The organism is Sanguibacteroides justesenii (assembly GCF_003204205.1).
Classification (GTDB): Bacteria; Bacteroidota; Bacteroidia; order Bacteroidales; family Marinifilaceae; genus Gabonibacter; species Gabonibacter massiliensis.
This window is the reverse complement of sequence record NZ_QJPL01000002.1, coordinates 207,405-220,222: the sequence shown is the minus strand read 5'-3', so window position 1 is coordinate 220,222 and position 12,818 is coordinate 207,405. Positions and strand designations below refer to the sequence as shown.

Below are 12,818 nucleotides of genomic sequence, written 5' to 3'. Positions count from 1 at the left end.
ACTGAAATTATACTCGTTAGGGTTTATTCATGCAAAAGACAGCAGAATACGCGAAAGAGATTAAAAAGCGAAAGTTGGGGTACTTGTTACGCCAACTTGGCTTTTATACGTGTATCTTCCTCTCTTTGCTACCCGCAGGTTGTGCGACCTGGTACCAGCGGACGGCCGAATTTCAATCTGCCGTTACAAGCGGTAATTTTGAAAAAGCGAACAAACTGTTGGCAAAAGACAAAAAGCAAGCCAACGGTAAAAACCGCATACTCTATTACCTGAACAAAGGCTATACGGAATTTATGCTGGGAAACCACGAAGCCAGCAATCAAGCTTTCGAAACCGCAGAGATCCTTACCGACGAACAAACTAAAAATCTATTGAACGAAGCGGCCGTTTTAGTCACCAATCCGGAAGCCAGGCCTTATCATCCCGAAGATTTCGAAGTAATCATGATCAACTATTACAAAGCGTTGAATTACCTCGAGATGAACGATATGGAGGGAGCTTTGGTGGAAGTCCGGAAAATCAATATCAAACTCAATCAATTAAACGACAAATACCCGGACAATAAAAATCGCTACCAACAAGACGCTTTTGCCCACCTGTTGATGGGACTGATTTACGATGCCGCGGGAGATATCAACAATGCCTTTATCGCTTACCGGAATGCTTATGAAGTATATCAAACCGATTACGTGAAAAATTTCGGGGTATATCCTCCCGAACAGTTGAAAAAGGATCTGCTCAGGACAGCTTACAAATGCGGCTTTACGGACGAACTGCGGAAATACGAAAAGGTATTCGGTATAACCTACGCGCCTTCGGCAGACCCTACTCACGGAGAGTTGGTCTTTTTCTGGTTAAACGGATTCGGTCCGGTAAAATCCGAATGGAGTCTTAATTTTGCCAAGCAAAAACGAGGCGACGGAGCCATTGTCTTTTACAACCAGGAACTCGGACTTGCATTTCCCTTTTTTATCGGCAACCTGAACGACAACGAAAAACAATCTTTAGCCGACCTTCAAGTTTTGCGGGTCGTATTTCCCAAATACATGAAGCGCAATCCGCTCTACTCCAAAGGTTCGATTACCCTGTCGGGACAAGTTTACCCCTTTGAGTTAGCAGAAGACATCAATGAAATCGCTTTTAAAACTTTACACGATCGTATGGTGCGGGAACTCTCCAACTCCCTGTTGCGGGTAGCGACCAAAAAAGGAATCGAATACGCGGCCCGGAAACAAAACGAGTGGTTAGGCTTCGCCGTCGGATTAGCCAATGCGATCACGGAGAAAGCAGACACCCGGAACTGGCAAACCCTTCCCTACTCCGTATATTACGCCCGCCTCCCTCTCTCTTCGGGAGAAAACCGGATCGATCTCCGCTTCTCCTCCGACAAAGCAGCTCCCCTTATCCAGCCGATAACCGTCGAAAGCCACTCCCGTAAAACCCATTTCCGCGTATTCCAAACCATGGATATTCAGAACAATCATTAAAACTCCTGTCGCCATCGATCGAACGATTATATTTTAGCACAAAATGGCCGGAGAGATGATTCTCCACGCACAGAAAATCCTCTCCGGCCCTCTATATGCCTACAAAAGCACGAATACATACTAAACCGATTACTATTCGTCAGGCATTTGTTCCAATACCCTCTTAATCTGGGCTTGCATACGGGCGTCACCTAATTGCATTGCCAAGATATAAGCCTGATTGAAACAGCTTTTTGCCTTTTTATAATTCTCCAATCCTCGAAAACAGTTTCCCATCAGACAACTCATATCCAACTGTTCCTGAGGTTGCAATTTGAGCTTCGAGGCCCTCTCCAACCAAACCAACAGACGTTCGTAAGATTGGGAACTTAATACGCCCTTACGGGCTATTACCAACTCCTGTATTGCTTCCCGATAATCCGTAAAAGTAAGGAACTCCCCAACTTGATTGAAATAATCCTCTTTCAAATCGATGAACTTACCTTCGTTTTTCTCGGCATACAGAGCATATATACCGTCCGACTGGCTTTTCATAACATTGTAAACAGACAAATGCGGGTATTTTATCTTGGCATACACCTCTCTCATATCCCCGTCGATCCGTTTTAATTCTTCCAGATAAGCCCTATCACCGGCTTTGGCAAGCGCATTGATCAACCCGTTTTGCCGGGAGAGTATAAATTCCCAAACGACGTGAGGCTCTATTATTTTTTCGAACTCCTCGCGATGCTTATTCACAAAGTTTAACACCGAGTCATCACGTCCCACTTTTTCATGATAAAGCATGATAATCTGAAAATCCAAGTTATTGATCATATGATCCAATTTTTTGAGAGGAACATAGGTCTTAAAGATTTCATTGGCCCGTTCTCTCCACTTTATCCTTTCCTGACCATCCAACTCTCTTATGAAATCGGGGGCCTCTGTCAATAGGGTTTGCATGACAGCGAGATCTTTTTTCCCGTTCCGGAACTCTTTATACAATTCCGGGTAGGTCCGACGTTCCCCGGTAAGCTCTTGCCCGATATGGAGGAAACGCGTTTTACTGAGGAGGCCGGAAATCCGCTTTTGCTCTTTCCCGTTTTCATCGAGAAACACGAGGGTCGGCATGCTTTGGATCTGATATTTCCGGGCAAGTATCCGTTCTTTATCTACATCAACGCGTACACAGACGAAATGTTTATCGTAATACGCTTTTACCTCAGGATCCGTGAACACCGTTTCGGAGAAACGTTTACACGGCCCGCACCAGGTGGCATAAAAATCAATAAACACCGGCTTTTTCTCTTGTTTCGCCTGCTTTAATGCCTGTTCATAACTTTCATCCGAAAAAGCGATTTCCTGAGCAACCCCATTCAGACTGCCCAGAGAAAACAACATTAGGAATAAACCGATACATTTTCTCTTGCTCATACTATTTCTCTTTTATAACTACAGTAAATACATCTTTTAAAACAGCCGTATAACTGTCATTCGAAACCCGTATAGTAAGCACGTATGTCCCGTTGGGGGCTTTTATATCCTTACTTGGAAAATAAACCCGGCCCCCGCCGATCACCCGTACCTGCTCCTTGAATAATTCGGCATCTCCGCCGTCCGTGGCCCTTACCCCTTCAAGGCTATACATTATAGGGTTCGTACCCAATACCCCGCCGATCTCGGCTGAAGCCCAATCCGCACCCGTTTTCAGAATTGTCCTATCCGGTTCCCTATACGGATTTAACTCCCGCCGTACCTCCATCGAGGCAGGCGAATACTCGGCTTTATCCGTTTTCAAATAACCGATTTTCATATCGTGACACCCGTACAATCCCACGACACATATTCCTATGATAATAATGAATTGTTTCATACGTTTCCTATTTTCAAGTTTACATTTCTCCCAGCGTGAAATCATATCCCAAAGAGTGAACCACCCCGTTATCCGGTTCGATATCTCCCGACGCGATATTGATCTTCCGATGTGCATCGAGCGAAGTTATATAAAGCAAAAGAGGGCCCATCCCGGCAACACCCTGGTAATCGCTTTTAAAAGTATAGGCCCAAATCCGGTTTCCCCCCATCATCGTGTAAGTATCCCCTCCTTCCCCGATTGCCTCCGCCCCTTCAGCGGCTTTCCCTTCTTTAAACTCCACACGCATCATCTTTCCTTTCATCACGTGCCGGAGTATGGTGTTACGGCAGAAATCGACATCCATGTCTTGTATATGCTCGATACCATTCCTATACATGTAACGGAGAATGGAAAAATTGGTCGGACCGAAAAAAGTGATCTCCTCGTCGCCATCGAAAAGGCTCTCCAAACCGGCATGTTTAATCATAACCACGGTGGAATCCCAGTCGTAATGATTCGCTTGCATGTACTCCAGCATACTCCCGTCAAAACGACCGATGCTGATTCCCGTCTTCATAAACCCGTCTTTCGTGCAGGACACCTCGAAAAACAAGAAGACGATCCCTATTATCCAGTATACTCTTTTCATAATTCTCATTTTAAACCTTTAGATTGCCAATATTGATTTTGTTGCATCAGATCGTTTCGATAGAAAGAATTCGGAGCGACAGGATAATACTGAGCTCCCGTTTCAAACTCTTCTTCGCTCATTATCGAGAACGCATCTGTCAATTCCGTTTTCCAGTAACCGTTCCGTATTACATCATAATAACGATGCCCTTCAAAGAGTAACTCTTTTTCCCGTTCCTTAAAAATCATGTAACGCAGATCACCCTCGGCAGCCGTGTAATCATGTCCCCGGTTACCGTAAGCCCGGCCCCGGATTTCGTTTAAATCATCGGCCGCATTGCCTCTATTCAATCTTATCCGGCACTCCGCCCTAAGCAACATGATATCCGCCAATCGCCACACGATGCGATTCACGTCCTGGGTTTTATAAAGCTCTCTATCGAGATAGGCATTATATTCATACACAGGATAATCCCATTTACCCAAAAAGGCTTTCTCTATCGCTACTTCATGCGTTATGGCCGGATTATATGGATCCTTTATATGATAGACATTACTATCTATCTCCCGGAAGTAAGCATCTATACGCCGATCATGTTCCCTGTCGTACATCTCTTTCACCGTCCGTTTATGGATCTCCAGATAAGTTCTGGCCGTTGGCAGCTGTCCCTTGATGATCGGGTAAGTTAAATAAGTGTAAACCGCGAGGTAAGGTTTATGCATAAAAAAGGGATCGTCCGGCATATAATACTCCGCTTCGAATATACCCTCCGGACTATTGCCTTTCATCACGCTGACGCACACCTCTTTCGGATCTTTTGCCAATTCGTAGTACCCTACCTTTCCCTCGATAATATCCGAACAATACTTCTCCGCCATCTCCCAGGATGTAGCTTCTCCCAGCAGTCCCGCCCGCCAGGCATAGATATGGGCCAGCAACGCCGTTGCAGCTCCTTTGCTTCCATACTGTTTTGACGTGATTTTCGCCCCAGTCTCATCGACTAAATCTTCGAATTTAGGCAACTCCAAGGCAATCTCGGCATTCCGGATAGCCTCGTCCAGTACCTTTATGACCTTCTCGCGGGGATATACCGCTACCGTTGTACTATTAGAAACGATCGGGGCATCTCCCCATTGCCGCGCGATTTGAAAATAACAAAACGCTTTCACGAAACAAGCCTGACGTTTATAGTACTCCAATCGCTCCGCCTCAACCTCCTTGAAACGGTAGGCATTATCCAAAATCACGTTTGCCGAATAAATCAGGGTATAATACCCATTCCAACTAATGTATTGGTATTCGCTCGGAACGAGATTGCGTGTATTTCCGATGGGTTGATCATTTATCTTATCCGCAATCAATCCTACCATTTGATGTGCTCTATCGTCGTAACACAAACTCCTGTACAATTTCGCGTTTATATCGTACAGCAGAGCGGCCACATCTTTCTCCGTCTTAAAAGAATTCGTGTAAGTCAACATCGTCTCGGGTTCAACATCCAATAAGGAATCGCATGCGATCAATTGGATTACCGCCATTAAATATATTACAATTCGTTTCATCCCATTTAAAAATTAACCGTTAATCCTAATGTAAACTTCCGATCCAAGGGATAACTGAACATGTTATCCTTTCCGTCATTCACGACCTCCGGATCTATACCTGAATAATTGGTCCACAAGAAAAGATTCTCCCCGGTAAAAAACACCCGAATGCCGGATAAACCGATACGTTTCAATACTTTGGACGGAACGTTATATCCTAAACTCAACGTTTTCAATCGTAAAAAATTCACCCGTTCAATCCACGAACGTACACTCTCTTCATCCGAAAGGCCCAAAGCCGCCATATCGGGAAAATCCCCTTCTTTTTGCCAAAAATCCAATTTCCGGTAGTCCGTTAAGACGGGCGTCCCTCCATACAGAGAGGTCCGTACATACTGATTGATTAGTTTTCTCCCCAGGTTGTAAGACAAAAGCAAATTCAAGTCTATATTTTTCCAACGCAATTCATGCACCCATCCCCCGTGAGCGACGGGTAGTACAGAGCCCGCGTAATATTTATCCCCCGTACTTACTCGACCGTCACCATTGATATCTTTAAGCGCCCGCATGCCCGGAATATAATATTGTCCTACTCCTGCCAACGAAGGTGTTTGTAAATACTGGAGAGTACCGTTCGGAAGACTGTATTGGGGAACCTCTTTTTGGTTTTGGACAAAACCGATGTCATCATACACGTACAACCCCTGAAGAGGTCTGCCGATCACCCATACTCCCTCGTCCATTCCCGTGTAACTTTTTACAAAACGGTTCCAGTTCCGGGAAATATTAAAACGGGTCCGCCAGCTCAGCTCTTTTCTTCTAATTATATCTCCCACTAACTCCACTTCAATACCCTCGTTCGACACCTCCATGGCATTTTGCCATTGATTCGTATTTCCCAAAACATCCGAAGGCAGCTTGACTTCGTAAAGCAAAGATTTAGTATACTTGTAATAATAATCCAGCTTTAATTTTAATCTGTAATTTAAAAACTCGAGATCGAGACCGAAATCGTACTGATCCGATTTCTCCCATTTCAAACTTCTGTTAATCATCGGTGCGAATTTTCCCGGATTTCCCATAAAATTACCCCCCGGCTTAACGATTCCATGGGCTAAATAGGGATCGTTCAAAGTCCTACCGGAGGTTCCCCAGCTCGCCCGGAACTTACCCATATCCAACCAATGCGCCCAGCCTTTGATAAAAGGCTCCTCGCCAAAGCTCCAGCCGACGGCAATAGCCGGAAAATCGGCATAACGCACGTCCTCCCCGAAAGCCGACGACCCGTCCCGACGATACGTGAACTCCATCAGGTACCTCAACTTATAATTGTAAGCAACCCGCCCGAGGTAACTCACCATCACCTGTTGGACAAAAGAAGATTCGTAATGTTTTAAAGCCTGCACATATGTCCCGTAAGTATGAGTCGAAGGATGATTCTTATCTACATAATGAACATAATCGCTGGCCCCCCTTCTCGCCGACCCTCCGATCGCGTGGACTTGATTCTCTGTATACGTCAACCCGAGCAACAACTCGAATCGATGCACATCATCAATATTTCGCGTATATTTCAACAAATTCTCTTGAGAGATCCCGATATTACGACTCACCTCCCCTTTGGAACGGTTTTCCATTTGATAATCGAGATAAGAGGGTGTGAATACGTTGCTATTCCCCTGCGCGTAATCCAATCCCAGGGAAGCGGTAAACTTCAATCCCTTGATAATATCAAAGCCCAACTGGGCATTCAGCATCATACGATAGTTATCGTTTCGGGCAACAGTACCATTCAATTTTTCCAGAATTTTTTTCTCTACCTCCCCCCCGGCAGGCAGGATGGTTTCCGTTTGCATCGGATTGGCTGTCAATACTTCTATACTGGCCGCACCACTATTCACGTTACGGCTCTTATCCGTGTATGCCAAATAAAAACGGGAATCAAAGGCGATCCGCTTGGTCGGCTGCAACGATAAATTGGCGATAAAATTAACCCGCTTAAATTCACTGTTGTTCATGATACCTTTTTCCTTGTAATACCCCATCCCTACCATATAACGTATACCGGGTTTCCCTCCGGAAGCCTGAATGTTGGCATTCAATACTTTCCCCGTGCGGAACACCCGTTTCCACCAATTCGTCTGGTTATTGAAAAAAGGATTCAAACTATCCTGCAATTTCAAATCCGACGGAGCCGGTTGTCCCGCATTCCAAAATTTATCGTATTGTCCTCCCCCCTCGTAAGCCTCCCGATAAGATTGGGGATAAGAAGCCGTCCTTGTAAACCAATCATAACCGGCTAATCGATAGTTCCGTTGGTATAAAATTTTCCACCAACGTTCCGCTTTCCCCCCGAGCTGTAGCGGAAATTCCGGCATAATGGAAGCCGTGTAGGAAACATTAACCGCAAAATTGGCTTTCCCGATCTTTCCTTTTTTAGTGGTAATCAAGATCACACCACTTCCGGCACGCGAACCGTAAATGGCTGCAGCCGCGGCATCTTTCAGAACCTCTACCGACTCTATCGTATTGGGGTCCAGCTCCGCTAACGCGTTTGTCCCCGTAACCGGAGAAGTGAAGGAATGCATCGGCACCCCGTCGATCACGTACAGCGGTTGTCCGTCACTGGCTTCAGGTATCATCAAGGAATTGTATCCGCGTACGGCCACGTAAGTTCCTCCGCTTCCAGGAGCCCCGGAACGATTGGTAATTTCAACCCCCGCCATACGCCCTTGCAAGAGATTGGTGAAGCTACTGGTCGGAATTTCTTTGATATCTTCCCCCTTTACCGAGGAGATGGAACTTACCAGTTCTCTTTTGTTTCGTTCCCCGTAACCGATAACGGTCACCTCATTCAAATCGGAAACCTCCTCTTCCAAGATTACAATAACCTCTTTTCCCGGAATGACAGGTACTCTCTTCGTTTTATATCCCACAAAAGAAAACTCCAACGTTCCCTTTTGTTCCGGTATATTAAGCGCGAATTTTCCATCTTTGTCCGTTGCCGTGCCGAAGGTAGAGCCCGCAACTCTTACCGTAACTCCCGGCATGGATTGTTTATTTTCATCCAAAACGACCCCGGTAAAACGATATACTTTGACCGTCTTGTAGCTTTTTTTGATAATAACCGTCTTTCCCTCTATCTTATACTCCAATCCGGTCTCGTTACCGATCAATAAAGAATCGAGAGCCTGTTTTAGCGTCACGGATTGCATATTCATCGTAATACCGGTGTAACCGCTCAATTCGCTCGAATTAAATAAAAAATTATAACGGCTTTGCACACGCAAACTTTCAATGATTTTAATTAAAGACGTGTTTTGAACGTTTAAACTTACCCTCGCCGTCGTATCCGTTTGTGCTTGGAGATGCATGATCCCCGAAAAGCAAACGAACCACATACAGAGACTCCACCGGGATAGGCTCTTCCCGATAACAGGAATATTCCCAAGAAGTTTTCGTTGATTTTTTTTCATAAAATTTATGTTATTAATGTGACATTTATACACAGCAACTCCCGGACAACGAGACGGACCAACATCCCGCCTGCCCTATTGCTGCTTTACCCATCGTTTTAATAGGTTTAGAAAAAGCAAGTTGCCTTTATGCTCACTGGTGTTTTACCACACCTTTTCATGTTTCTTCTTTGATGTTTTGTCGGATTTTTTTCATAGCTTTGTAGTATTAATGTGACTGTTGAAATATACAGCGACTTTATACGGCGAGAGATGGACCAACATCTCTCGTCATTTTTACCGCTTTTTGATAGTAATTTTTCTTCCCTCGATCTCGTACATTATATTTCCCATCTTAGAAATTACTTCGAGAGCTTCCTCCAATGTTTTAGCCCGATCCATATAAACATGCAACCTAATATCCTGCCATTCGGATGAATCATACGCGATCTCGACATCATACCAACGGGCCAACTCGTTCATTACCTGCTCCAACGAAGCATTTTTAAAGACGAACTCTCCATTTTTCCACGCTAAAACACTTACGATATCCGCTTCCCGTACCGTAAGGATCTGATCGTCTGCAGCAATCTCACACAACTCGCCGGGAGATAAAATCACCGAATCGCTCCCCGACAGTATCTCCACCTTGCCGGATATCAAAGTAGCATAAGCGTTTTGTCCCACGCGCGCTTTCACGTTAAAACGCGTTCCCAATACCCGAATCTTCCCCCCGAGAATCTCCACGTAAAACGGTCGATCCTCATCCCGTGCAACCGTAAAGTATGCTTCACCACTCAGAAAGATTTTCCGCTCATTTCCCGTAAAAAAAGAGGGGAATCGCAGGCGTGTCTCGGAATTCAAGATCACGCTCGTTCCGTCGGCGAGTATCAAGGAGTATTCTCCCCCCTTCGGAACAACCACCTCCATATATTCCGCGATAGCGGCATCTTCCCATTCCAACTCCCTCTGTACCGCAACTTTTTCGTTTACCTCGAAACCCGGTATCTTGACAGCTGAAGTCGCCATAGTTGTAATTTCATGAGTTTTCCCGTCCGGTAAAATCAATTGTATCCGGCTGGAAAGAGCCGTTACCGGGGGCAAGGTCTTCCTCTCTCTCGGTTTCCTCTCGGATTGTATCCAATGAATACCCACTATCGCGATGGCAATACATGCCGCGGCTGTTATCCAAGGTCGCCAATCCCTCCGGTATCGTCTCTTCCGAGACCATTGCCTCCTCTGCCATATCTTCTCCGGTCGTTTCCTCTCTTCCCGGACTCCCGGCCTCCGGCCTTTATAAAACACTTCCGCATCTTTGAAAAAACAACTCCTCTCCTCCCCGCCTTCCGTCCAACTCTTTACCTCCTCTTTTTCATCCTCAGAAGCACAGCCTAAAATCACCCGCTTTATTTTATCTATTTCCATGATTGTATGTTTCACCTTTATATATATGACAACCATGTAGGAAAATGGGGGACAAAACATATTGATAATTTCAAGTCCCAAAAAAGATACGATTGATCGACAGACCCTCATCGCGAAAATCAACAGGCAAACAACCTTCAATTTAAAATCAAATGATTCCTTTTATAAGCATGAACAGGTAAAGGAGAGGAACGGACTCCCTGATAAATTTATAAGCCCGTTTAACGTGAGTATGGACGGTAACTTCCGAAACGTTGAGTTCCAGAGCGATCTGCTTGTAACTCATGTTTTGAAAAATCTTCAACTCCAACACTCTGCGCTGTTGTTCGGGCAGTTTTTGTAAACATTCCCGTACCTTCTCGAACAGGACGCCATCATCTTCGTATTCCAAAGTTCCCATATAAATCAGGGATTCCGTCAATTTCGTACGATTAGAATCCTCCACCTGAAGATGCTTATAGTAATTCAAACAAGCATTTTTGACAGAAGAGTAAAGATAACTCGTGATATTGGTATGATCTGGAAGAGAACCTGCCATCCTCCACAAACATAGAAAAGCCTCGGACACGATATCTTCCGCCACCCCGGCATTCATCGTATAATTTAAAGCAAACCGAAATAATCGGGGATTCATTATCCGAAATATTTGTTCAAAAACTTCATGTGAATTCTCCTTTAAGTCTCTAACCCAGATTCTGTCTAATATGTCATTTCTGTCAGAACTCATTACCGGAATAAATAGTTTTAAAATAATTATTGTCCACCGTAGAGTTTTTAACTCTACCCATACCACGGAAATAGTGCCGTTCTTTATAAAACGTTGTCGAATTTCGATACATTCATTTATCTCTGAACAACCTGTTTAAATCACCCCGGCACCGAATAATAAAACGGTATATGACGAATTTAAACAGCATTAATTTATAGCACAAATCAATCATTGCAACAAATATAAGTACAATTTATATTAATAATGCACAACATTCGATTATTATTTATATAAAAACGGGGTAAAGCGAAAATTGGCTTTACCCCGTTTTTATATGAAATCGAGAAATTATTTTTTCATAATCTCTACAAAATAGTCGTAGAACAAAGGAATCGTGGTGATACCGTTGAAGAACTGCTCCAAAGGATAGTTTTCATTCGGAGAGTGAATCGCATCAGAACCCAATCCGAATCCCATCAAAACGGACTTGATGCCCAATACCTCTTCAAAAGTAGCAATGATCGGAATACTACCGCCTGAACGTACCGGAACCGGCATTTTACCGTACACCTGCTCATAGGCTTTTTCGGCAGCTTTATAAGCCGGAAGGTCTATCGGACATACGTAAGAAGGTCCTCCGTGCAGGTATTCCACCTTCACCGTTACATAATCCGGAGCGATCGATTCGAAATACTCTTTGAAAAGTTCGGCGATCTTTTCATGTTTTTGATTGGGAACCAAACGACAACTGATTTTAGCATAAGCTTTGGAAGGCAAAACCGTTTTGGCTCCCTCTCCCGTGTAACCGCCCCAGATTCCGCACACGTCGAAAGTAGGACGGATACCCGTACGTTCGTTGGTCGTGAATCCCTCTTCGCCTTTCACCTCTCTGATTCCCAAGGACTCTTTATATTTTTCGAGATCGAACGGAGCTTTCGCCATCTTGGCTCTCTCCTCGGCACTCACCTCCAACACGTCGTCATAGAATCCCGGAATCGTAATATGCCCTTTCTCATCTTGCATATCGGCTATCATCTTACAAAGCACGTTAATCGGATTGGCCACGGCTCCGCCGAAAATTCCGGAATGCAAATCGGCATTCGGTCCGGTAACTTCCACCTGCCAATAAGCCAATCCCCGCAACCCGGTCGTGATAGAAGGGATATCCCGGGCAATCATACTGGTATCGGAAACCAAAATAACATCGGCTTTCAGCATCTCCTTATGATCCCGGCAGAATTTAGGCAAACTCGGGGAACCGATCTCCTCTTCTCCCTCGATCATAAACTTCACGTTACATTTTAACTTTCCGGTCTTCACCATATATTCGAATGCCTTGGCATGCATAAAGGATTGCCCTTTGTCGTCATCCGATCCGCGGGCCCAAATCTTCCCGTCCTTAATCACCGGTTCAAAAGGTTTCGTATGCCATAAATCCACAGGATCTACCGGCATCACGTCCATATGTCCGTACACCAATACAGTAGGAAGAGAGGGATCTATGATCTTTTCGCCGTACGCTACCGGATTTCCTTCGGTTTCATAAACTTCCGCCCGGTCCGCCCCGGCTGCCAGCATCAGTTTTGTCCATTGTTCGGCACAACGGTACATATCCGGTTTGTGTTCCGCCAACGAAGAGATCGACGGGATACGAATCAATTCAAAAAGTTCATTTAAAAAGCGCTCTTTGTTTTCCTCGATGTAATTTTTGACAGCTTCCATTTAATTTACAT

9 protein-coding genes are annotated in these 12,818 nt (G+C 44.7%); 1 reads left to right on the top strand and 8 read right to left on the bottom strand.

The window, feature by feature from the left end; translation table 11 throughout:
• The first annotated feature begins 29 nt into the window (after positions 1-29).
• Positions 30-1,487, top strand: a complete 1,458-nt coding sequence (locus DMB45_RS03915) for a COG3014 family protein (protein WP_235375058.1) — start codon at positions 30-32, stop codon at positions 1,485-1,487.
• Between the two features lie 132 nt (positions 1,488-1,619).
• Here the strand turns inward: DMB45_RS03915 and DMB45_RS03910 are convergent, their stop codons facing one another.
• The 8 genes from DMB45_RS03910 to DMB45_RS03875 all read right to left on the bottom strand — a co-directional run bounded on the left by DMB45_RS03910 (position 1,620) and on the right by DMB45_RS03875 (position 12,807).
• Positions 1,620-2,900, bottom strand: a complete 1,281-nt coding sequence (locus tag DMB45_RS03910) for a thioredoxin family protein (RefSeq protein ID WP_041503257.1) — start codon at positions 2,898-2,900, stop codon at positions 1,620-1,622.
• Between the two features lies 1 nt (position 2,901).
• On the bottom strand, positions 2,902-3,339 hold the full coding sequence (locus tag DMB45_RS03905) for a hypothetical protein (RefSeq protein WP_041503256.1): 438 nt from the start codon (positions 3,337-3,339) through the stop codon (positions 2,902-2,904).
• Between the two features lie 19 nt (positions 3,340-3,358).
• Complete coding sequence (locus tag DMB45_RS03900; protein ID WP_041505246.1) at positions 3,359-3,970, bottom strand: fasciclin domain-containing protein; 612 nt, start codon at positions 3,968-3,970, stop codon at positions 3,359-3,361.
• Positions 3,971-3,975: 5 nt separating this feature from the next.
• Entirely contained in the window at positions 3,976-5,514 is a 1,539-nt protein-coding gene (locus DMB45_RS03895; protein WP_041505247.1) for a RagB/SusD family nutrient uptake outer membrane protein, read from the bottom strand.
• A 5-nt stretch (positions 5,515-5,519) separates the two neighbouring features.
• The gene (locus tag DMB45_RS03890) at positions 5,520-8,972 is read right to left on the bottom strand and encodes a SusC/RagA family TonB-linked outer membrane protein (RefSeq protein ID WP_110688467.1); all 3,453 of its coding nucleotides are present in this window, start codon (positions 8,970-8,972) and stop codon (positions 5,520-5,522) included.
• A gap of 276 nt (positions 8,973-9,248) precedes the next feature.
• Positions 9,249-10,376 carry a FecR family protein gene (locus DMB45_RS03885; RefSeq protein WP_041503253.1) on the bottom strand — a complete coding sequence of 376 codons (1,128 nt, stop codon included), beginning with the start codon at positions 10,374-10,376 and terminating at the stop codon, positions 9,249-9,251.
• A gap of 148 nt (positions 10,377-10,524) precedes the next feature.
• Entirely contained in the window at positions 10,525-11,103 is a 579-nt protein-coding gene (locus tag DMB45_RS03880; RefSeq protein ID WP_041503252.1) for an RNA polymerase sigma-70 factor, read from the bottom strand.
• Between the two features lie 330 nt (positions 11,104-11,433).
• Entirely contained in the window at positions 11,434-12,807 is a 1,374-nt protein-coding gene (locus DMB45_RS03875) for a dipeptidase (protein ID WP_041503251.1), read from the bottom strand.
• Between the last annotated feature and the right edge of the window lie 11 nt (positions 12,808-12,818).